Genomic DNA, 22811 nt, shown 5'->3' with positions numbered 1-22811 from the left:
CGGCGCCAGCCGCTCAGACCCGCAACCAGTCCAGGTTCTTCTCTTTTTCCAGGCCCTGGATACGGTCGAACAGCTTCGCCATGGCGGCCTCGGGATGGCTGCGCGTCAACAGCATGAACTTCTCGCGCAGGCCCGCGCGGTCCAGGGGGCGCTCCGGCGTCCCGGTGAACGCCGTGACGTGGCTGCTGAACGAACGCCCGTCCTTGAGCTTGACCGTCACGGTGCTGGCCAGGTCATTGTTCTTCTGTCCCGGCGCCAACTGCATGTTCACCCGCTGGGCCAGGGCCAGGATAGCCGCATCCTGCGCCACCTTGTCGTCGAACGAGCGCGGATCGACGGGATTGCGATACATGGACAAGGCCACGCAGAAAGGGATGCTGAACTGCGCCAGCAAGGCATCGGCCGGTTTGGGAATATTGTTGACGGTGGTCATGCGCGGGCTGCCGGCCACCGTGATGCCGTCGATGTCCTCGGCCTTGAAGCCATGGGCCTTGCGTAGATCCAGCATGGCCTCTACCGGCGTATGCGCCGTGATGTGGCAGGCATAGCGCTTGATCATGATGTTCATGGTTTCGTAGGTGGCGCCCAGGCCGCGCGTCAATTCGGCCAGGTCATAGTCCGGGCAGAAGGCGCGCAGGAATCCCCCCTCGCCCTCCAGCACGGTGCTGGGTCCGGTAAACCCTTGCGCCGCCAGGTCCGCCGCGACCACGCCGCCCTCCGCGCCACGGCCCACATTCAAGCGCTTGACCATGGCGCCGTTGCCCGCATGGGCAAACGCCAGCAGGCCGCCGGCGCAAGAGCCGGCGATGCCCAGCGCATTGACCATGCGCGCCTGGTCGAACCCCAGCAGATGTCCCACCGTCACCGCGCCGCCGAAAGGCCCCGTGGTGCCGGGGGCATGGAAGCCGCGCTCTTCATTGGTGTGCTTGGTGGCGTAGCCGATGCGCAGCATGACCTCGGCCCCCGCCACGAACGCCGCCAGCAAGGCCTGGCCGCCCTGGCCCCGGTCCTGCGCCATCGCCAGGCCGGAGGAAAACAGCGCCGCGCCGGGGTGGGCGCCGCTGTCGGGCTTGGTGAGGTTGTCCAGTTCGAACGCATGCGCCATCGCGCCCTGTGCCAGCGCCGCCATCTGCGGGTGCACGGGCCGGGTGCCGCTGCCGAGGATCTGGCTCTTGCCGCCGGATCCGTTCTGCCGCGCATACGCGATGATCATCTTGCTCCAGGGCAGCTCCGCGCCATAGATGATGGTGGCGACCGCATCCGTCATGCAGTCCTTGGCGCGTTGCAGGACCTCGGGGGGAATCTGGGCGTAGCGCACGCCCGCGCCGTAGGCGGCCAGCGTGACGGTCTGGCCGCCCTTGGTATCCTGCGCGGCCGGCTTTTCCCTGTTGTCGCGCGACTCGGCTGCCTTGCCGGGGGCGACCTGTGCGTCCGTCGCGCCGGCTGCGGTATCCGCGGCCAGCGCGGGGGCCGCAGCCAATAGTGCCGGCGCCGCGCCGGCCAGCATGCCGGCCTGCAGGAAATGACGCCGCGCGATGTCGGCGGTATGGTTGTCTGGGGCAGGGGCCTGCATGTCTCTTCTCCTCGTTGTGACGCCGGCGCGGTAAGCCGTGCCGTAAGCGTGTCCGTACGTTTATTCGCCGGGCCTGCCTTTCTAATCAACAACGGTTGAATTCAAACTGAAATGGCTCCGCGTGCGGAGCCATTTGGTCCCTCGACAAGCCGCTCTTTCAGCCGCCGGCAGCCACGCTCCTGGTCATCTTGGACTTGTTGTAGTTGATGATGCGGCCGGTATCCGGCTCGATGCCGATGCGGCCGCTCAGCGTTTCCAGGGGCTGGCCGTAGAGGTGGAAATGCAGCGTCGGCGTGTTCCCCGTCACGTGGATGCTGTGCAGGTCGTCGGGCAGGAAGGCGATGGGGGCGCCAGGACGGACCACCTGTTCGTGCGACAGCGCCAGCGTGGCGTGCTCCGCGTCGCTGCCATCGTCGGTGCGCTGGTAGATCCGGTTCAGTTCATCGCCGGAGATGGCCACGATGACCGCCCAGGTGGTGTGGTTGTGCGGTACCGACGTCTTGCCCGGGTTGATGGAATTCAGGTACAGCGCGATGTCGTCGTCGCCGTCCTCCGGATTCAGCCGGTAGCGCGTCGATTCGCCCTGGCCGCCGGCCGGTGGCGGGAAGTCGGCGCTGCCGAACAGTTCGCGCGCCTGCGCCAGGCGTTCCAGGCGGGCGCTGATGTCGGCCAGCAGTTCTCGGCTCAATTCCCGTCCAGCCAGCAGCTGGCGGATATCGCTCAAGGTCTCGTTGACGCGCTGGCGGCGTTCGGCGGCAATGACGGACGGGGCGGCCGACGGCGCCTTGGCGGGGGAAGCAGTGCTCATGATGGGGTCTCCTTTATCAATATTGGCTGGCGATACGCCGGATAACCCCACGGCGCGCCCGGATGAGAGAGACAAGGGACCGCGCCTCGGCGTATCGTCGAAATGGTTTAACAATACGCCAAAATCCGCCATGTGCCGCGTCTTTTCCCGGGTTAATGCCGATGGCCGGGGCCAGGCGCCGTCGCGCGCCGGACGATGGCGCCAGCCGCCCGTGCAAGGTGCGTCCCCACTTGAATTCGACGCGCCGCCCCCCATCTAGGCGGCTCCCAGGCGACAAGGAGCGCAGAATGACCTACCGCAAAGACCCCGAGGCCATTGCCAGGCTCACGCCCGAGCAATACCGCGTCACCCAGGAAAGCGGCACCGAATATCCTGGCACCGGGGAATACCTGGACAACAAGGAAGCAGGCCTGTACGTGGACATCGTATCCGGCGAGCCGCTATTCGCCTCATCGGACAAATTCGATTCGCATTGCGGGTGGCCCAGCTTCACCAAGCCCATCGAAAACGCCAATATCAACGAATTGCGCGACACTACGCACGGCATGGTCCGCACCGAGGTCCGCTCCACCCATGGCGACAGCCATCTGGGCCACGTCTTTCCGGACGGCCCGCCCGACCGGGGCGGCCTGCGTTATTGCATCAACTCGGCGTCCTTGCGCTTCATCCCGCGCGACCGGATGGAAGCCGAAGGCTACGGCGCCTATCTCGATCAAGTGGAGGACGTGAAATGAGCCAGGAACGCGCAGTACTCGCCGGCGGTTGCTTCTGGGGCATGCAAGACCTGATCCGCCGTCTCGACGGCGTGACCAGCACGCGCGTCGGTTATAGCGGCGGCGACGTCGACAATGCCACCTACCGCAACCATGGCACGCATGCCGAGGCCATCGAAATCATTTTCGATCCGGCCAAGACCAGCTTCCGCCGGATCCTGGAGTTCTTTTTCCAGATCCATGATCCCACCACGCCCAACCGGCAGGGCAACGACATCGGCACCAGCTACCGCTCGGCGATCTTCTATACCGACGAGGAACAGAAGCGCGTTGCCGAGGACACCATCGCCGACGTCAATGCCTCGGGCCTGTGGCCCGGCAAGGTGGTGACCGAAGTGGCGCCGGCGGGGCCGTTCTGGGAAGCCGAGCCCGAGCACCAGGACTACCTGGAACGCATTCCCAATGGCTACACCTGCCATTTCGTGCGGCCCAACTGGAAGCTGCCCCGGCGCGCGGCGGCCTGAGGACGGCGGGCGGCCCGGCCGGGCCGCTCACTTCCGCGCGACCCACAAGGTCCAGCGGTCTTTTTCCTGGATGGGGCCCGTACGCCCGGTACGTTCGCCGATGTAGGCGATCAGCGTCTTCAATTCCTCGTCGTCCAGCTCGTGCAGGATGGAGCGACCCGTGCGGTTGGCGAGGTCTTGCGCCAGGTCGTCGAAGTGTTCATACGTCCTGCGGGTCTCCCACAACGTCGTACTTTCCAACGCCGTATAACCGGACCGCCGCAAGGTCTCGCGGACCTTGGCGTCGGTGGGGCGGCGCCCGGCCTCCACCGCGGCCAGGCGTGGGAAGCAATCGAAGAAATATCCGCGGATGTGCTCCGGCGAGCCGGGTATCCGCACATCCTCCGGCGTGCGGTCCTGGATCAGCAGCGTGCCGCCCGGGGCGAGCAGGCGATAGGCTTCCGCGAAGCAGTCGTCGTAGTCCTGCAAGTGATGGATGAGGGCCCGCTCGAACACGATATCCGCGCTGGCCGCCGCGAGGCCCGTGGCCTGCGCCGTACCGACCTGGAAGGAAACCTGGGGACGGCCTTGGGCTTTTTCCCGGGCAGCGGCGACCATCTGTTCGGAGAAATCGATGCCGATCGCGCTTTGCGCGCCCAGGTCGTCCCAGGACCGGGTGTAGATTCCACCGCCGCAACCCACATCCACGACCCGCTTGCCGCGCGGATCCACCGCCGCGCTGACGGCGCGCGCCCAGCCTTCGTCGGCCGTGCGGGTGGCATAGGTGTACTTGTTCTTCCGGGCGTGGAAATCGATGCTCATGACGGAACCCCAGGATGTATCAAGGAAAGGGATGCGGGAGTAGCCATCTTAGAACCGGGGGATGTATATGTAAAATATATGACACCTACCACAAGCAGACTTAATAGATATTCATCATGGAACTGCGCCATCTGCGTTACTTCATCGCGGTCGCGGAAGAGGAACACATGACGCGGGCGGCGGAGCGCCTGGGCATCCAGCAGCCGCCGCTCAGCCAGCAGATCCGCGACCTGGAGCGCGAATTGGGCGTGCAACTTTTCGACCGCACGCCGCGCAGCGTGCGCTTGAACACGGCGGGCCGCGTGTTCCTGGAAGATGCACGCGCGCTGCTCGCCGGCGCCGAGCGCGCCGCGGTCCGGGCGCAACAGGCAACGCGCGGGCAGATAGGCCGCATCGCTGTCGGCTATACCAGCTCCGCGTCGCTGCATCCGCGGGTGCCGCAGCTGATACGCGCATTTCATGCGCGCCATCCGATGATCGCGCTGGACTCGCAGGAGAACGCCACGCGCGACCTGCTGGAAGCCGTGGCGGGCGAGGCCCTGGATGCCGTCTTCGTGCGCGCGTCCGCCAAGCGCTATCCCGCGCTATCGTCCCTGGTGCTGGACCAGGAAGAGATGGTGGCCGCCCTGCCCATCGAGCATCGCCTGGCCGGCAAGCGGGGCGCCCTTGCCCTGGCCGACCTCGCGGCCGACCCCTTCATCCTCTACCGCCGGGAGGATGGGCCCGGTGTGCAGGACGAACTGCTGGCGGCGTGTGCCAAGGCCGGTTTCGCGCCGCGCGTCGTCGCCGACGTGCCGCGCCTGCTGTCCGCCGTCACGCTGGTGGCGTCGGGACGCGGCATCACCTTGCTGCCACGGACACTGCAAGCGTTGCATCGGGAAAGCGTGGCCTACCGACCGCTGGATGCCGCGTCGGCGTTCACGATTCCGCTGACCCTGGTCTATCGCAAGCCAGCGCCGGACGCGCCTCTGGCGCGCTTCGTGGAGGCGGCGCGGGAGACGCTGCCCACGCAGGCCCCGCAGCGCCGCCCCGCCGGCCGGCCGCCACGCGCGCGCAGCCGACTGGATTAGAATGGCCGGTTCCGCGAGGCGCCGACCTGGCCGCCGCGATACCCAAGACAAGATGTGTCCGCCCTGTAGGGCGCGGGGTGCGCAGAACCGGCCGCGCGCGCGGAGCTGTATCGGATTCAATCGTAAAGGAAGTACGGACATGGCCGCGGCCGAAGACAACAAAGACATCCTGGCGCGCGCCGCGCAAGCTTTCCAAGGCGGGGACTACGCCGGCGCCGTCGACCTGCTGGCACCCGCCGCGTCCGCGCATCCCGACGATGCCGACCTGGCCTCGGCCCTGGCCTATGCACTAAGCCGGGCCGGCTCGCTGGCGCAGGCCGCCGAGCAGTTCGATCGTGCGGTGGCGCTGCGCCCCAAGGACGCGGGGCTGTTGCGCGATGCCGGCGCAGTGCACTTGCGCAACGGCAACCTGGACACGGCGCTGGAGCGCTATCGCGCCGCCTACCGTCTATCCAATAACGATATCTCGCTGCTCGGCAACATCGTCGACGTGCTGTTGCGCCTGGAACGCGGCAACGACGCCCTGACCCTGGTCGACGGCACGCTGGCCCTGGCGCCGCGCGCGGCGGCGCTGCACTACGTGCGGGGCGTGGTGCTGGGTGCGTTGGGACGGCAGCAGGACGAGCGGCAGGCCTACGAGAACGCGATCAAGCTGGACCCAAGGCTGGTGGACGCGCATACCAACCTGGGCGTGCTGGCGCGCGACCAGCACCGTTTCGACGATGCCTTGCGTCATTTCAAGCATGCCCTGGCCATCGATCCCGAGCATCCGGGCGCGCGCACCAACCGCGCGCAGACCAATCTGCTGCTGGGCCAGTTCACGCACGGCTGGCGCGATTATGAATGGCGCTGGCGCGATGGCGGGCAGACCATGCCTTACGCCGGTTCACCTTGGCTGGGCGAAGGCAAGCTGGCGGGCCAGACCCTGTTGGTGCATGCCGAGCAAGGCCTGGGCGACACGATCCAGTTCAGCCGCTATGTCCGGGCCCTGGTCCCCATGGCGGGCGCCGTGATCCTGCGCGTGCAGGCGTCGCTGGCCCCGCTGCTGCGGACCAGCCTGCCGGGGGTCACCGTCATCGGCGACGACGTGCCGGTGCCGGCCTTCGATCGCCATGTGCCCTTGCTCAGCTTGCCGCTGGCGCTATCCAGGCAAGGCGCCGAGCCCTGGCCGCTGGGCCAGCCGCTGCGCGCCGATGAAGCGTTGGCGAGGGAATGGGCGGCGCTGCTGCCGGCGCGCGGTTCGGCGACGCGTCCGCGCATCGGCCTGGCCTGGTCGGGCAATGCCGGGCACCCGGACGACCGCAACCGCTCGATACCCTTTGCCGAGTTGGCGCCGCTGCTGGACGCGCCGTGCGATTTCGTGTGCGTCCAGAAAGACATCCGCCCCGCCGACCTCGCCGCCATCGAGCAGTGGCGAACCGTCGCGGGCCATGACAACCTGCATCTGCCCAACGATGCCCTGCGCGACTTTTCCGAGACCGCCGCGCTGATGGCCAACCTCGACAGCGTCATCACCGTCGACACCGCCACCGTCCACCTTGCCGGCGCATTGGGCATCCCGACGATCCTGCTCTTGCCCGCCATGCCGGACTGGCGCTGGCAGCTCAACCGCGAAGATACGCCGTGGTATCCGTCGGTGAGCTTGCGGCGGAAAACCGCCGGGTCTGACTGGATAGAGGTGTTGCAAGAACTGCGAGATAAATTGAAAGCGGGCAGATAGGCGAGGGTGCATGCCTATCAGGTCAAGGCCGGCACTTTTTCCCTCGTGGTGTGACAGAGGCTCCGCGGTGTGTCGGCATGGTGCCAACATGCGGGAAAGGAGCGTAACGTATGTCTCTCGCGATTGAGCAATGGATAAGGAGTGGGCGATGCTAAACTCGTCCACACCCCTACCACCCACCATGTATAGCGGCACCGGACTCTATTCCCTGCGGACAGCGGCCCGCTTGATCCAGGCACCTTCCCGCAATCTGCACCGTTGGCTTTTCGGGTATCACCATAACCTCAAAGGCCCAAACGGGGGGCGTCTGCGCGCATTTTCTCCACCCCTCTGGAAAACGCAAATCGATACGCGGGAGTACGACGAGGATGTGATTGGATTTCAAGATCTGCTGGAGGCGCGATTCGTTCGTGCCTTTATTGACCATGGCATCCCCCTGATTGTCGTTAGGCGATGTCTTGAGAGCGCTCGCGCCATCTATGGCGTGGACTATCCCTTTACAACGCTGAAATTCAAGACGGATGGCCGCACGATATTTGGGGAAGCACTGAGACTGATGCAGAGCGAAGGCGAGATGGTAGACCTTCGTAGCCGACAGATCGTTTTTCGCGACATTATTCATCCTTCCCTCTATGCAGGCATTGAGTACAAGGGAATGCAGGCGATGAAATGGTATCCGCTCGGCAAGCGGACTCATGTCGTACTGGATCCGGCGCGACAGTTCGGCAAACCTATCGTCGAGGATGCAGGCATTCCAACGGACGCGCTTTATGCTTCGTATTTGGCTGAAGGCGGCAATGAACAGGCAGTGTCATTGACGGCCGAGGTTTTTGACGTGGCACCTCGCTTTGTTCAGTCCGCCATCGTGTTCGAAACGAGTCTGCTGGCCGCGCGAGCATGAACTTCCTGTTCGACAACAATTTGCCCCCTAACTGGGCGGCGACGTTCTCTGCTGCCAGCAAACGTCTCTACGCTCCATCTGAACTGGGCGCCATTTGTCACTTACGAGAACGATTCCCGGCGGAAACCGCTGACTTGGATGGTGGCCTCGCATCGTTGATCAGGCGAATGCGATTGAAGGCTCGACACTTGAAGTGCCATGGCGCTTGTCCAACCGCTTGAAGCAGATCTGATATTCCGGCGGGGCCGGGCAACCCTGTCATGTACGCGGCTCCGCGCGACGCCGACGCCGACGCCGATGGCGCCATAGCGCCAAAACCACCACTACACACGCCACCACGGCCGCGCCCGCCGCCGCGCTTGCCGCAGGATGCCGCCGCAGCGTTCTCCACGCCTGCACATAAGGGAAGCGCGCCGCGCCTTCGAAATCCGGCGCCGGGCAGGCGCGGCCGAAGGTAGCGCCGAATGGCACCAGGGCGCCTTCCTTGACGTACTGTTTGTAGATCGCGCCGGCGCGGTCGGGATCGTCGTCGATGACGAAGCTCGCCGCGCGGCACAGCGTGGCCGCGTAGGCCTGCGAGCGCGCGGGTAGCAGGCCGGCCGCCGCCACGGCGTGGTCGGCGGCGATTTCGCGATAGTGGAAGCGGGCGTAGGGCTGCGCTTCCGTGGCCGCGTAGCGACGGCGCTCCTCGTCGGTGATGTAGGGGCCGACCAGGTCGCGCGCGGCGCGCTTGGCCGGGGTGTCTGCTTGTGCTTCGGCCTGCTGCGCGGCGGGATCCTGGCCGGCGCTGCCGCCCGGGCCGCCGTCCACGCCCACGGCGCCGCGTCCCGCGCCATAGGTGTAGCTGCCGTCATAGACGGCGTAATCCGGATCCTGTTCATAGCCCAGCAGGTCCATGCCCTGCTTGCGCGCGAGCAGCGCGGCCCGGTACCAGGCGCGCGCCCGCGTGATATCGCGCCAGGCGTCTCGGGCTTCGGCCAGCGCCGCGTCGTAGTCGGCCGCCGCCTGGCGCGAACGGCGGGGAGTCACCACCAGCTGGTTGTCGGTCCAGCTCACGTTCATGAAGCGGGCGTCGTCGTCGGCCGGGAAATAAGCCAGGGCCTGCTTGCGCTGGCCTTCGCGCATGAGGCGCCGCGCCAGCAATTGGCGCAGGCGGTCGGCCACGGTGACAGGGTGCTGGTAGAGCCAGTCGCTCCGCGCGGTGGAATCCATGCTTCGCAGGTCGACGGCGGACACGGCCGTGGCCGGCACGTGGGCGTCTACATAATCGCGTAACTCTTCCGTGGTCAGCACCCGTTCGGCGACGTAGGCCACGTCGTTCCAATAGTCGCCCATGAGCGGTCCCTCTTCCCGCGGACTGTCGGGCTGGGTGGCCGTGGCGGCCTGGTACAGCTGGTCCAGGGCCTCGACATATTGACCGCGCGCCAGCGACAACACGCCCTGTTCGCCGCGCAACCGGGCGCGACCGGCTGCCTCCAGGCTGCCGTCGTTGCTCGGGAAGGCCTGCACGGCATGGCCATAAGCTTGCGCCGCCTCTGCGGTGTCGCCCTGGCGGGTGGCGAGTTTGGCGCGCACCCACCATGCAAGCGGCGTCCGCGAGCGGTCGGCCAGTTGCGCGGCTAGGTCGTAGCGGCCCACGCGGTAGGCCAACGCGGCAACCTGGTCGGCTTGCCCCAGGCGCGCCGGAGGCAGCGTGACCAGGGCGGCAGTCAGTGCCGTCAGCGCCGGGTTGGGCGTGATGTGGCTGTCGCCCAGGGCCGCGTCGGCGAGGCCCTGCTGGTCGGTGATGTCGTAGGCGGCAAAAACGTCGTACGCGCTGTCGGCCTTGCCGTCGACGATGTCGCCCATGCGGGCGAGCGCGTAGGCGACCAGCAGGCGCTGGGCCACGGGATCGTCGATGAGGCGTTGTGCGCGTGCCGGCTTCTCCAAGGCCCAGCCAGCGAGGGTGCGCAGCGATTGCAAGGCGCTGTCCGAACGTTGCGCCGCCTGTTCGGCATAGAGGTGGATGGCGCGCTTCATGTCGGCGGACGCAATGGCGTCGGCGCAAGGAGCGTTGCTGCTGATGTCGGCATAGCCGCAGGTGCCGTCCGGACCTTCCAGATAGAGCAGGGCTTGCTGGCCATAGCTGGCCACGGCCAGCCCCTGGCTGTCGTCGGCGCCTGCGCGGGCGTATGCGCGTACCCGTTCATAAGCGCGCGCGACGTCCTCGCGCCAGGCATTCTCGGCGGCCTGTCCGGTGAGCAAATGGCCGGAAGGGGAGCGCTTTTCGGCGAGGCCGTCAGCGTCGTCCGGCGCCGACGGCGAAGGGGGCGCGCCTGCCGTGGCGGCGCCGGTCGGCGGTCCGCCATCTTCCGCCATGATGTAGCCCTGCGCCTTGAGCTCCGCCAGCATATAGGCCGCCCATGCCGCGCGCGGCGCGCCGGCCGGCGCCGGCAGGTCGAGCACCGCCTGGAAGCGCCGCGCCGCGCGTCGGGCCACGACATTCGGGTCCTTGGCGGGGTCCTTGCCGATGTCGTCGGCGGCCGCATGCGACAGGCGATAGTCCACCGCGCCAGCCGTGTACAGCCGGAGGGCGTCGGGCAAGCCCGCGCCGGCCGCGTACGCGGCGTCGCCATCCGCGGCCTGGCGCATGGCCTTCAGGCGGTCTCGCACCTGCGCGCCCAAGCCCTTGTCGGCGTCGTCGGGGGTTTCCTGCCGACTTTCTTCGTAGTAATACCGCTCCCGAACGGAGAAGTCGTCCCTGCTGTCGACCAGGTGGGTCGCCTCGTAGGCAAAGGAGTTGGCAGGGGTCGCGTTCAGCGTGGCGGCGCGGTCATCCAGCAGTTGCGGAGGAAACTCCGGCCCGCAGGCTATGACCAGCGAGCCGCCCGCGAGTGCCGCCAGCAGCAGCGCCAGGGCCAGCGGACGGCGTCCGCGCTCAGGGTTGGAAAGTGAGACGGGGATGTGCATCGTTGCAGCGTAGCCAGCCGATGTTGCGTTGGAGGTGAGGGCGCAGCAGTCCCTCGCGGAGGCTGCGCAGGTAAAGTCCGTCGCTGTCGCGTTCCAGCGCGTAGCCATTGATGCCATCGGCCGCGGCGCAGTCGCCGGCAATACGGATGGTGCCAGGCAGGGCCGCGTCGCTATTGCCGCGGTTGACCAGCAGCAGATCGCGCGTTGAACCCGTGCCGGCCAGGATGAGGGCGAGTTCGGGGCGCAGCGGCTGGCCCGTCAGCACCGCCCGCCAGGTAGCCAGGCTCCACGCCCGCTGGTCCTGGTCGGTGGGCAGGCGAAACCAGACCAGGCCGGCCAGGCCGGCGGGCGGCCGTTCTTGCAGTCGGGCGCGGAAGTCCGCGAGTATGCCAGGCTGGGCCACCAGTTCAGCGTCGCGCGGCGTCGGCGCCAGGGACGGGCGTTCGCTTTCGACGGCGATGATGCGGCCCGCGTCATCCCAGGCGACGCGCGTGCCGTAGCTGGGCAGGGCCACGCGCCAGGGACGTCGCGTGCGACGCGCATAGTCATCGGCCCAGGCTGCCGCGCGGGAGGGGTTGAACAGGCCCAGCGCGGGATCGAGCACGGCATGCACCTGAAGAATGGAGCTGTCGGGCACCGCCAGCAAGGTGTCGAGGTCGGGGCTTTGCAGCCAGGTCGGCAGGGCGGTGATGGCCAGCGGGAGGTCGAGCGTGGCACGCAGCCGTCCCAACAGCGCCGCATAGTCGTGCAGGCGCGAGGTCGCGCAGTCATAGTCGATCTCGACGCTGCCCACGTGGACGCCGGCGGCGCGCCAGGCCTTCAGCCGTTCATGCAGCCGCCTCCGGATGGCATCGGCCTCCAGCCGGTCCGCGCGGCCGTCCAGTCGCAGCACCAGCACGACAGGCCGGCGCAGGGCGGCCAGCGCCGCGTAATCGGGCGCACTGTCGGTCCAGCGGCCGGTGGCGTCCATCTCCGCGCCGAGCACATGCCACGTGGAGACGATATCGTCGCTCGCCCCCAGCGCCCGCACGAGCGACGGTGTCCAGGCGCGTTGCCAGACATAGGCATCGTTGGGCAAGGGCGTGGCCTCACGGCGGCAGGCCGCCAGCGATAGGGCGAGCAACAGCAAGGCGCACAGCGGCAAAGCGCACAACGGGTAAGGGCGCGGCATGAGGGGAAAAAGGTTGGCCGATGCAACGAGCCGGGAATTCTATCCCGCGGCTGTTCTCCTGATCCAGCGCGGGAAACGATATGCAACCTGATGCGCTGACGTGTAGCGGCGCGTGAGCTGTCATGGCGATGTCATCGCCAACGTCGATCATTCGCATGCATATTTTTGGACTTGTGCATTTTTGTGCAAGTTTATCCGACCCCCCTACGGAGCCCTGCATGACCGATAGCTTTCTGGACCGGCAGCCACGCGCGCGCCTGTCATCCGTCGCGCGCGCGCTGGTCGCCGCGTGCGCCATGGCGCTGGCGCTCAGCGCCTGTGGCGGCGACCACGACGACGGCAACGACAACGGCGCTGGCAATGGCAATGGCGGCAGCGTCGGCACCACGCCGAGCAATCCCTCGGAGCCCGGTACGCCGGCGACGCCTGCCCCCGTGCTGCATTGCGCGCCCTGACCTGTCCACGCCATCACACATCGCATTCGACATGATCGACAATTCCAAACGAGATTTCCTGCGCAAGAGCGCAGGCGTGACCGCGGCCGCCGCGGCGCTGAACATGTTCCCGCCCAGCATACGCCGCGCCCTGGCGATCCCGGCGAACAACCGCACCGGCACCATCAAGGATGTCGAGCACGTAGTGATCCTCATGCAGGAGAACCGCTCGTTCGACCACTATTTCGGCACGATGGCCGGCGTCCGGGGCTTTGGCGACCGTTTCACGATTCCATTGCCCAATGGCTTCAACGTGTTCCAGCAGCTGGACGCCAACGGCAAGCCGGTGCTGCCCTATCACCTGGACCAGTCGCTGGGCAATGCGCAGCGTAGCGGCGGCACGCCGCATAGCTGGACCGACGCGCGCGACGCGTGGGACAAGGGCCGCATGTACCAATGGCCGCGCTACAAGAACCAGAAGTCCATGGGTTATCTCGCCGAAGGCGAGGTGCCGTTCCAGATGGCGCTGGCCGATGCCTTCACGGTTTGCGACGGCTACCACTGTTCCTTGCACGGTGGCACCAACACCAACCGCATGTTCCACATGACGGGCACCAACGGCGCCACCACGGTGGGCCAGGTCGTGGTCAACAACGAGTTCGACGGGCTGGAGGCGACTGATTCCACCACGTACGGCTATGACTGGATCACCTATCCGGAACGCCTGGAAGCGGCCGGCGTGTCGTGGATCGTCTACCAGAACCTGCCGGACAACTACACCGACAACCCCTTGATCGGTTTCCAGAAATACCGCGCCGCCAACCTGGCATCGGGAAAGCCGGTCTACACCGGTCCGTCCACCGCCGTCTTTCCGGCTTACGACCCGTCGACCGACAACGCCGGCAATCCTCTGTACAAGGGTATTGCCAACACCATGCCCGACGGTGGCTTCCTGGGCACCTTCAAGCAGGACATCCTCGCCGGCAAGCTGCCGCAGGTGTCCTGGATCGTCGCGCCGCAGAAATACTGCGAGCACCCCGGCGATTCAAGCCCGGTGCAGGGGGCCTGGTACGTGCAGGAAGTGCTGGATGCGCTCACGGCCAACCCGGATGTCTGGTCCAAGACCGTCCTGTTGATCAACTTCGACGAGAACGATGGCTTCTTCGACCATATGCCGCCGCCGTGCGCGCCGTCGATCGACATGGCCACCGGCGCGGTCCATGGCAAGTCGACGTTGGGCGCCAACGACATGTCCTATGAGTACTACACGCATCCGGACGTGCCCGGCACCAGCATGCCCGCGCAGGATGGCGATTGCTACGGTCCTGGCCCGCGCGTGCCCATGTGGGTCGTGTCGCCTTGGAGCCGTGGCGGCTGGGTCAACTCCCAGCAGTTCGACCACACGTCGGTGCTGCGTTTCCTGGAGGCGCGCTTCGGTGTTGCCGAGACCAATATCAGCCCGTATCGCCGTGCGGTCTTTGGCGACCTGACCACCGCCTTCAATTTCGAGAATCCCAACGATGACGCTTTGGCCACGCTGGCCGGCCGCAAGACGCAGTCCGAGGCCGATACGCTGCGCGCGGCGCAGCAAGCCTTGGCCGCCGTAGCCTTGCCGTCGCCGCAAAAGCTGCCGCGCCAGGCCATCGGCACGCGGCCGTCGCGCGCGCTGCCGTACGAACTGCACACGAGCGCACGCACCGATGCGACGGCGGGCACCGTCCAGCTGATCTTCTCCAACACGGGCACGCAAGCCGCGGTTTTCCATGTATACGACCGGCTGCACCTGGATCGCATTCCGCGTCGCTACGTGGTGGAGGCCGGCAAGCAGCTGGACGACACCTGGAGCGCCTGGGCGGACGACGGTGGCGCCTATGACCTGTGGGTGCTGGGGCCGAATGGCTTCCATCGGGCCTTCGTCGGTGACTTGAGCGTCGAGCGCGACGCATCGGTGCCGGTGCCCGAAGTCCGTGTCTGCTATGACGTGGCCAATGGCAACGTCTACCTGACGCTGATGAACCGGGGCGCGGGCACGGCCAACTTCAACGTGCGGGCCAAGGCCTATCGCACCGATGGCCCCTGGAACGCGTCGGTTGCCGCCGGCGCCACCCAGGACATCCATTGGGACCTGAGCGATAGCAGCGCCTGGTACGACTTCGTCGTAACGTGCGCCAGCCAGCCCACCTGGTCACGCCGCTACGCGGGTCGCGTGGAAACCGGCAATCATGGCATCAGCGATCCCGCCATGGGCGAAGGCGACTACTAAGCATCACCCACTGGCGCCCAACCGGGGGACCGCCGTCGCGGGCCTCCCGGCCGCGCCCCAGGGACGCTGCATTCTCCATTAATTCCACGATCGTGGCGCTTTTCAGGCAGGGCAGCAAAGCGCAATAATGGAGCCCATTTCCACCACACCTTACTTAAGAACTCACTTACCGCGGGCACAGCGGATCCGGGTTTCCCGGTCCGCCAGTGCCGCCCCTTGGGGGGCGCGCGCAGCGCGCTGGGGGGGGGCCTTCCTTCCGGTCCGCCAGTGCCGCCCCCTGGGGGGGAAGGCGCGCAGCGCCTTCGGGGGGGGGGCGTCCATATGCTTCAAGAAGAACGCGTTCTCCGCATCAAATCCCTGCTCGACGAGTATGCGCGCATGACCACCGACCAGTTGGCCCAGGCCCTGGCGGTATCGCGCGAAACCGTGCGGCGCGACATCCTGGAGCTGGAGGCGCAAGGCGTGCTGCGCCGCGTGCATGGCGGCGTGGTCGCGACCGCCGCGCGCCTGGAGCCGCCGTTCGTCGAGCGCCAGCGCCTGCACGCGCGCGAGAAACGCGCCATCGCCCAGGCGGTGCTGCCTTTGCTGGCACCGGGCCAGACCCTGTTCCTGGACGCCGGCAGCACGACTGGCATGCTGGCCGAAGTCCTGCCGTCCGTGCCGGACCTGACGGTGATCACCAATTCGGTGATGATCGCCATGAAACTGGCGGGGGCGGCGCCGCCTGGTCGTGGCGCCTGTACGGTCATATTGCTGGGTGGCCGTCCCTATGCCGATGTCCAGGCCACGTATGGGGCGGCCACCGTCAACGAGATCGCCCGCCATCACGCGGATATCGCCGTGTTGTCCCCGGTAGGGCTGACCGCGGACCAGGGCGCCACCAATTACGAGCATCATGAAGCCGCCGTGGCCGAGGCCATGGCGCGCCAGGCCAAGCGGCTCTTCATCATGGCCGACCACAGCAAGATCGGCGTCGCGAGCCGGGTGACCTATGCGCCCGCGGCCAGCATCGAAGTGGTGATCAGCAATCGCAAGAACGGCGACGAACGCGAATGGCGCCTGCTGCGCAAGGCGGGGGTGAAATTGGTACTCGTGTGATGCGCGCCGCCCCACGGGCCGCGAGAGTGCAAAGGCGGCGGGGGCCCAAAGCCTTACCATCCCGCCGCCAGTGTCTTCGCCGCGCCCGGGCTGTCCCATCCGCCGCCCAGGGCGCGATAGGACGCGATTGCCGCGCGCGTAGCTTCCGTGCGCGCCAGTACGCTGGCGTCGCGCGTGCGCAGCAGGGCGCTGTCCGCATCCAGTACTTCGATCAGGCTGACCACGCCACTCTGGTAAGCGGTGAATGACGTGACGCGGGCGCGCGCCAGCGCGGCGACGCCTTCGTCCAGGTAGCGGGCTTGCTCCTCACGCTTGACCAGCGTGGAGAAGGCGTCTTCCACATCCTTGGATGCGCGCAGCACGGCCAGGCGATAGGCCGCCAGCGCTTCGGCGTTGCGTCCGCGGGCGTCCGCGATTTCGGCTTCGATGCGGCCGAAGTCGAAGAGCCGCCAACGCAGGCCCAGGATGCCTTGTGTCTGGTTGGCGCTGTTATCGAACAGATGGCCGGACGCAGTGGTGGCAGTGCCCAGCAGCGCGCCCAGCGACACCTTGGGGTAGTACTCGGCGATGGCGGCGCCGATGCGCGCATTGCTGGCAGCCAATTGCCGCTCGGCCACGATGAGATCCGGGCGGCGGCGCAGCAGGTCGGCCGGCGTGCCGGTATCGGCGATGGCGGGCGCCTCGGGTATCGGCGCAACGACGGCAAGCAGATCGCGACTGGTGCCTGGCGGCTGCGCCAGCAGGATATCCAGCGCATTCACGGCGGCCTGCAACCCATCTTCCAGCATAGGTACGGTGGCCCGGACCTCCGCCAGCGCGCCTTGGGACTGCCGGACCTGCAGTTCGGCCGCGAGACCCTTGTCGAATTGCAGTTGTACCGTGGAGAGCAGCCGCTCCCGCGTCCGCACCTGATCTCGCGCGATGGCCAGTCGCGCCTGCAACCCGCGGATGGCGACGTAGACATCGGCAGTCTGCGCCGCCACGGCGATACGCGTGGCGGCAGCCGCGGCCTGGGCGGCTTCATAGTCCGCGATGGCAGCTTCGCGCTCACGCCGCAGGCCGCCGAAGAGATCGATTTCCCATCCGGCGTTGAGGTCCAGCTCGTAGTAGTTGCCGTTGCGGTTGTAGCCGGGCGTGGCGTTGAGCAGGCGGCCCTGCGGAGTTTCCAACGATTGCCGCCCGCGCGCTGCTTCGCCCGCCACGGCGGCGGATGGCACTAGCGCCGCCTCGGCCTGCCCTAACGCGGCATGCGACCGGGTGACGCGGGCCACGGCCTGGGCGATGTCCAGGTTTTGGTCGAGCGCACGGCCGACCAGTTGTGCCAGCACCGGGTCGTGGAACCCTTCCCACCACACACGCATATCGGTTCCCGCTGGTGCCTGTCGGGCTTGCATGGCGGCCTGTCCCTTAAAATGGCCGCTCGTGGCGGTTTGTGGGGTTTCGTAGTCGGGGCCGACCGCACAGCCCGCCAGCAGTAGGCTGGCGAGCATGATCGAAAGAGCGGATTTATAAGTCAGCATGACGGATCCTGGACGAACGAACGGCCAACTTGGAAGGGCAGACCGGCTCGCCAGGTACGACCTCGCAGCAGGAAAGGGCCTGGCGCGGGTCGCCGGACAAACGGGAAAGCTGCCGCTGGATGAGCCGGTGTTTTGATAAAAATAGTGTGACCATTGTACGATATGGTCATTGGTAGTCAACGAAAGGTTGTCGCGCATGGACCTCATGCATCGTCCATCGGCACCGCGGAGCCCGCCGCCATCCGGGCGGCGAGATAGGGAGCAGTCCATACATGACCGACACCTTGCAGGTTTCCCAAGGGCAGCGCGGACCCGCCGATCACAACGTGCGGGACCAGATCGTGCAGGCCGCGAATGAACACTTCAGTCGCTACGGCTATGCCAAGACGACGGTATCGGACCTCGCCCGGGAGATCGGTTTTTCCAAGGCGTATATCTATAAATTCTTCGACTCCAAGCAGGCCATCGGCGAAGCCATCTGTGCCGCTTGCCTGACCCAGGTCATGGACGGCGTGCTGAAGGCCATGGCGCAGGCAAACACCGCCACGGAGCGGTTCCGCCGCCTCTTTTTGAGCCTGGTGGAGCTGTCCGCCCAGCTGTTCTTCGAAGAACGCAAGCTCTACGAAATCGCCGCTCATTCGGTATCGGAGGGTTGGGAAAGTTCGCGCGCCTACGAGACCCGGATACAGGAGCTGTTGACCGCCATCCTGCGCGAGGGACGCGAGGGTGGGGAATTCGAGCGCAAGACCCCGCTGGACGAGGCAGCCAGGTCCATCTACCTGGTGATGTATCCGTTCATCAATCCGCTGATGCTGCAATACAACCTGGACCGTCTGCCCGACGCGCCGCGAGAAGTCGCCAGCCTGGTACTGCGCAGCTTGGCGCCCTGATCCTGCCCGGTGTCTTCCCAGGGATAAAACGCAACGGGAGTCAACGCTGCTCATAGTGACTGTTGACAATATTGGTCATTGGAATCAAACTCCAGGCATTCCATCGTCCCTGGGGACCACCCATGTCTTACCGTCGTCGGGCCGATCCGGCCCTGGTGGCCGGCACGGCCATATTGCTGGCCGGCGCCCTGGCCGCCTGTAGCCCCGCAGCCGTGGACGACCCGCGCGCCGGTGTGCCCCTGGTGCGGGTCGCCACCGTGCAGGCGCCGGCGCCGGCCACCCGCAGCTATACCGGCGTCGTGGTGGCGCGCGTGCAGAGCGACCTCGGCTTTCGAGTCGGCGGCAAGGTCACCGAGCGTCTCGTCGACACCGGCCAGCAGGTCCGCCGGGGACAGCCGCTGATGCGTATCGACGCGACCGACCTGGTATTGGCTACGCGGGCGCGCGAGCAGGCGGTCCATGCCGCGCAGGCGCGGGCGCGGCAATCCGCCGCCGATGAAAAGCGCTATCGCGAATTGGTGGGCGCGGGCGCCGTATCCGCGTCGGCGTATGACCAGATCCACGCCGCGGCCGATACCGCCCGAGCCGAGCTCAGTGCGGCGCAGGCCCAGGCCGACGTGGCGCGCAACGAATCGGGCTACGCCACGCTGTACGCGGATGCGGACGGCGTGGTCATGACCACGTTGGCGGAGCCGGGGCAGGTGGTGACGGCGGGCCAGACCGTGGTGCGGCTGGCGCGGTCCGGCCCCCGCGAGGCTGTGATCGACTTGCCCGAGACCTTGCGGCCCGCGCTGGGATCCGTGGGTGAAGCGCGCCTTTATGGCGGCCAGGGGCCGGCCGTGGCCGCGCGCTTGCGTGAGTTGTCGGATTATGCGGATCCGCGCACGCGGACCTTCCAGGCACGGTTTGTCCTCGACCCGGACGCGCCCCAAGCGCCGCTTGGGGCCACTATCAGCGTGAGTCTCGGCGGCGCGGGCGACAAGCCGGTGGTGCAGGTGCCGCTGGCTGCGCTGCACGATGCCGGCCGCGGCCCCGGCGTTTGGATGTTGTCCGGCGATCCCGCCAAGGTCACGTGGCGCGCCGTGCGCGTGGCGAGCCTGGGCGAGGAGACTGCCACGATCAGCGCGGGACTGGCGCCGGGGGAGCGCTTCGTGGCGTTGGGAGCGCATCTGCTGCATGAGGGCGAATTGGTTCAGGCCGTGCCGCCGTCGCCGTCGCCGCTCGCGGAGGTGAGGCAATGAGCGGCTTCAATATTTCCGCCGTCGCGGTACGCGAGCGGGCTGTCACCCTGTTCCTGATCATCGCGATTTCCGTGGCGGGCGCCTTTGCCTTTCTCAAGCTGGGACGCGCGGAAGATCCAAGTTTCACGATCAAGACGCTTACCGTGGTGACGGCGTGGCCGGGCGCTACTGCGCAGGAAATGCAGGACCAGGTGGCGGAGCCGCTGGAAAAGCGCATGCAGGAGCTCAAGTGGTATGACCGGACGGAGACCTTCACGCGCCCCGGCCTGGCGTTCATGACCGTGACGCTGAAGGACAGCACGCCGCCCGCCGAGGTGGCCGAGGAGTTCTACCAGGCGCGCAAGAAGCTGGGCGACGAGGCGGCCAGGTTGCCGCCGGGGGTGCTGGCGCCGGTGGTCAACGACGAGTACGCGGATGTCACCTTCGCGCTGTATGCCTTGAAGGCGCAAGGCGAGCCGCAGCGCAAGCTGGTGCGTGAGGCGGAGGTCTTGCGCCAGCGCCTGCTCAAGGTCGACGGTGTCAAGAAGGTCAATATCCTCGGAGAGCGTCCGGAGCGCATCTTCGTCGAGTTTTCGTATGAACGCCTCGCTACCCTGGGCATTTCCGCGCGCGATATCTTCGCGGCGCTCGGCGCCCGTAACGCCGTCACCCCCGCCGGATCGGTGGAGACTCGCGGGCAACAGGTACAGGTCCGGCTGGATGGCGCGCTGGACGACCTCGACGAGATCCGGGCCACGCCCATCGTGTCGCATGGCCGCACGCTGCGTATCGGCGACGTCGCCGAGGTCAGGCGCGGCTACGAGGATCCCGCCACATTCCTGATACGCAGCCAGGGCGAGCCGGCACTGGTGTTGGGCGTCGTCATGCGCGATCGCTACAACGGGCTGGACTTGGGCAAGGCCTTGGAAGCCGAAGCCGCCGCCATTGCGCAAGAGCTGCCGCTGGGGATGAGCTTTACCAAGATCACGGACCAGGCGGTGAATATCGCGGAGGCCTATGACGAATTCATGCTCAAGTTCTTCGTCGCGCTGGTCGTGGTGATCGTCGTCAGCCTGGTGAGCCTGGGCTGGCGCGTGGGCGTGGTGGTTGCCGCCGCGGTGCCGCTGACGCTGGCCGGCGTGTTCATCATCATGCTGGCGACGGGGCGCGACTTCGACCGCATCACGCTGGGCGCGCTGATCCTGGCCTTGGGCTTGCTGGTGGACGACGCCATCATCGTCATCGAGACCATGGTGGTGAAAATGGAGGAAGGACTGGACCGCGTGTCGGCCGCGACCTATGCCTGGGGCCATACGGCCGCGCCCATGCTGGCGGGTACCCTTGTGACCGCCATAGGCTTGATGCCGGTCGGTTTCGCGAAATCCAGCGCAGGGGAGTACGCCGGCAATATCTTCTGGGTTGTCGCCTTTGCCTTGCTCACCTCGTGGGTGGTGGCGGTGGCCTTCACCCCTTATATCGGCGTCAAGCTGTTGCCCGCTATCGAGCGCGTGCCAGGCGGCCATGCGGCCATCTATGGCACGCCGGGTTATCAGCGCCTTCGCGGCGTCATCGTCTGGGCCGTCGCGCACAAGAGGAAGGTGGTGCTGGGGGTGGTGACGATCTTCGTGCTTGCCTTCGTGGGTCTGGGTCAGGTCAAGCAGCAGTTTTTCCCCGTCTCCGACCGGCCGGAGGTGTTGTTCGAGGTACAGATGCCGGAGGGTACCAGCATCGAGCGCACCAGCGCCGCTGTCGCCAGGATAGAGCAATGGCTCAGTCACCAGCCCGAATCCCGGCTGGTGACGAGCTACATCGGCCAGGGAGCGCCGCGCTTCTACCTGGCGATGGCGCCGGAGCTGCCGGACCCTTCTTTCGCCAAGATCGTGGTGTTGACCGCCAGCGAGAAGGATCGCGACGCGCTCAAGCACCGGGCACGCCAGGCCGTGGCGGAGCTGTTGGCGCCGGAGGCGCGGGTGCGCGTATCGCAATTGGTCTTCGGTCCGTATTCTCCATTCCCGGTCGCCTTCCGCGTCATGGGGCCGGCGGAACACACGGTACGCGACATCGCGGGACAGGTGCGCCAGGTCATGCAGGGCCATCCGTCCCTGCGGCAGGTGAATGCCGACTGGGGTGAACGGGCGCCCACCTTGCACTTCGTGCTCGACCAGGACCGCCTGCGCGCTATCGGCCTCAGTTCGCAGGATGCTGCCCAGCAGTTGCAATTCCTGCTGACCGGCGTGACCGTGACCCGGGTGCGGGAAGACATCCGGTCCGTGGACGTGGTGGCGCGCAGCGCCGGCGCCGAACGGCTCGATCCGGCTCGGCTGGGCGCCTTCACGCTGACAGGTGACGCGGGACAGCACGTGCCGCTGGACCAGATCGGCCGCACGGAGGTCCGCATGGAAAACCCCATCCAGCGCCGGCGCGACCGTGAAGTCGCCATTACCGTGCGCGGCGACGTGGCCGAGGGCGTACAGCCGCCGGATGTCTCGATGCAGGTCCTGAAGCAGCTTCGGCCCATCATCGACAAGCTGCCGGAAGGGTACCGCATCGAAGCCGCGGCGGACCTGGAGGAAGCGGGCAAGGCCAACAAGGCACTGGCCGCGGTATTCCCCCTGATGTTCATCCTGATGTTGGTGGTGATCGTTTTCCAGGTGCGCTCGATGGCGGCGATGGTGATGGTGGTGCTGACCTCGCCATTGGCCTTGGTGGGCGTGGTGCCCACGCTGCTGCTATTCCATCAGCCTTTCGGTTTCAATGCGATCCTGGGCATGATAGGCCTGGCCGGAATCATCATGCGAAACACGCTGATCCTGGTGGGGCAGATACACACCAACGAGAAGGAAGGCTTGTCACCTTTCGACGCGGTGGTGGAGGCAACCGTGCAGCGCGCCCGGCCGGTTGTGCTGACAGCCCTGGCTGCCGTGCTGGCCTTTATTCCACTGACGTTCTCGGTATTCTGGGGATCGATGGCCTATACGCTGATAGGCGGCACGATAGGCGGGACGGTGTTGACGCTGGTGTTCCTGCCGGCCTTGTACGCGATCTGGTTCAAGATCCGGCCGGAGCGCAAGGCGATGGACGCGGCGCAAGGCAGCAGCCTGCCGGGAGGCGGGGAAGTGGTGGCGCAAGGCGCGGACTGACGGGGTGCCGCCTCGC

The 22811-nt window shown here is 66.8% G+C and carries 17 protein-coding genes; 11 read left to right on the top strand and 6 right to left on the bottom strand.

What is annotated here, in order from left to right; translation table 11 throughout:
* Positions 1-13: 13 nt before the first annotated feature.
* Both C7R54_RS24255 and C7R54_RS24250 read right to left on the bottom strand, forming a co-directional pair.
* Positions 14-1573, bottom strand: a complete 1560-nt coding sequence (locus C7R54_RS24255) for an MmgE/PrpD family protein (RefSeq protein ID WP_129153292.1) — start codon at positions 1571-1573, stop codon at positions 14-16.
* Positions 1574-1730: 157 nt separating this feature from the next.
* Complete coding sequence (locus tag C7R54_RS24250; protein WP_129153291.1) at positions 1731-2381, bottom strand: cysteine dioxygenase family protein; 651 nt, start codon at positions 2379-2381, stop codon at positions 1731-1733.
* A 287-nt stretch (positions 2382-2668) separates the two neighbouring features.
* On the opposite strand from C7R54_RS24250, the gene msrB reads away from it, so the two are divergent.
* Together msrB and msrA are read left to right on the top strand one after the other, a co-directional pair.
* Positions 2669-3115: a peptide-methionine (R)-S-oxide reductase MsrB gene (msrB, locus tag C7R54_RS24245; protein ID WP_129153290.1), complete on the top strand. Its 447-nt coding sequence runs from the start codon at positions 2669-2671 to the stop codon at positions 3113-3115.
* Complete coding sequence (gene msrA, locus C7R54_RS24240; RefSeq protein ID WP_129153289.1) at positions 3112-3618, top strand: peptide-methionine (S)-S-oxide reductase MsrA; 507 nt, start codon at positions 3112-3114, stop codon at positions 3616-3618. Before msrB ends, msrA begins: the two co-directional genes overlap by 4 nt.
* 27 nt (positions 3619-3645) lie before the next feature.
* Here the strand turns inward: msrA and C7R54_RS24235 are convergent, their stop codons facing one another.
* Entirely contained in the window at positions 3646-4419 is a 774-nt protein-coding gene (locus tag C7R54_RS24235; RefSeq protein WP_129153288.1) for a class I SAM-dependent methyltransferase, read from the bottom strand.
* A 116-nt stretch (positions 4420-4535) separates the two neighbouring features.
* Between C7R54_RS24235 and C7R54_RS24230 the strand changes: the two genes are divergently transcribed.
* The 3 genes from C7R54_RS24230 (at position 4536) to C7R54_RS24220 (ending at position 8110) form a co-directional block, all read left to right on the top strand.
* Complete coding sequence (locus C7R54_RS24230; protein ID WP_129153287.1) at positions 4536-5489, top strand: LysR family transcriptional regulator; 954 nt, start codon at positions 4536-4538, stop codon at positions 5487-5489.
* Positions 5490-5628: 139 nt separating this feature from the next.
* Positions 5629-7209, top strand: a complete 1581-nt coding sequence (locus C7R54_RS24225; RefSeq protein WP_129153286.1) for a tetratricopeptide repeat protein — start codon at positions 5629-5631, stop codon at positions 7207-7209.
* A 148-nt stretch (positions 7210-7357) separates the two neighbouring features.
* Positions 7358-8110, top strand: coding sequence for a DUF433 domain-containing protein (locus C7R54_RS24220; RefSeq protein WP_240039690.1), 753 nt, complete (start codon positions 7358-7360; stop codon positions 8108-8110).
* 258 nt (positions 8111-8368) lie between these two features.
* Here C7R54_RS24220 and C7R54_RS24215 read toward each other — a convergent pair whose 3' ends face one another.
* A complete protein-coding gene (locus tag C7R54_RS24215; protein ID WP_129153285.1) occupies positions 8369-11059 on the bottom strand; it encodes a hypothetical protein in 2691 nt (896 codons plus the stop codon).
* Positions 11028-12230, bottom strand: a complete 1203-nt coding sequence (locus C7R54_RS24210) for a DUF3142 domain-containing protein (protein WP_129153284.1) — start codon at positions 12228-12230, stop codon at positions 11028-11030. The genes C7R54_RS24215 and C7R54_RS24210 overlap by 32 nt, the downstream gene beginning before the upstream one ends.
* A 218-nt stretch (positions 12231-12448) precedes the next feature.
* Between C7R54_RS24210 and C7R54_RS24205 the strand changes: the two genes are divergently transcribed.
* From C7R54_RS24205 to C7R54_RS24195, 3 genes are all read left to right on the top strand, one after another.
* A complete protein-coding gene (locus C7R54_RS24205) occupies positions 12449-12685 on the top strand; it encodes a hypothetical protein (protein WP_129153283.1) in 237 nt (78 codons plus the stop codon).
* A gap of 31 nt (positions 12686-12716) precedes the next feature.
* The gene (locus C7R54_RS24200; protein ID WP_129153282.1) at positions 12717-14927 is read left to right on the top strand and encodes a phosphocholine-specific phospholipase C; all 2211 of its coding nucleotides are present in this window, start codon (positions 12717-12719) and stop codon (positions 14925-14927) included.
* Between the two features lie 321 nt (positions 14928-15248).
* On the top strand, positions 15249-16025 hold the full coding sequence (locus C7R54_RS24195; protein ID WP_129153281.1) for a DeoR/GlpR family DNA-binding transcription regulator: 777 nt from the start codon (positions 15249-15251) through the stop codon (positions 16023-16025).
* Positions 16026-16078: 53 nt separating this feature from the next.
* On the opposite strand, the gene C7R54_RS24190 is transcribed toward C7R54_RS24195, so the two are convergent.
* A complete protein-coding gene (locus tag C7R54_RS24190; RefSeq protein WP_129153280.1) occupies positions 16079-17545 on the bottom strand; it encodes an efflux transporter outer membrane subunit in 1467 nt (488 codons plus the stop codon).
* Between the two features lie 272 nt (positions 17546-17817).
* On the opposite strand from C7R54_RS24190, the gene C7R54_RS24185 reads away from it, so the two are divergent.
* The 3 genes from C7R54_RS24185 (at position 17818) to C7R54_RS24175 (ending at position 22795) form a co-directional block, all read left to right on the top strand.
* A complete protein-coding gene (locus tag C7R54_RS24185; RefSeq protein ID WP_129153279.1) occupies positions 17818-18435 on the top strand; it encodes a TetR/AcrR family transcriptional regulator in 618 nt (205 codons plus the stop codon).
* Between the two features lie 122 nt (positions 18436-18557).
* Complete coding sequence (locus C7R54_RS24180) at positions 18558-19676, top strand: efflux RND transporter periplasmic adaptor subunit (RefSeq protein WP_129153278.1); 1119 nt, start codon at positions 18558-18560, stop codon at positions 19674-19676.
* A complete protein-coding gene (locus tag C7R54_RS24175; protein ID WP_129153277.1) occupies positions 19673-22795 on the top strand; it encodes an efflux RND transporter permease subunit in 3123 nt (1040 codons plus the stop codon). The genes C7R54_RS24180 and C7R54_RS24175 overlap by 4 nt, the downstream gene beginning before the upstream one ends.
* The last annotated feature ends 16 nt before the right edge of the window (positions 22796-22811 follow it).

Source organism: Achromobacter aloeverae (assembly GCF_004121055.1).
Classification (GTDB): Bacteria; Pseudomonadota; Gammaproteobacteria; order Burkholderiales; family Burkholderiaceae_B; genus Bordetella_C; species Bordetella_C aloeverae.
This window is presented reverse-complemented; position numbering and strand designations above follow the sequence as displayed.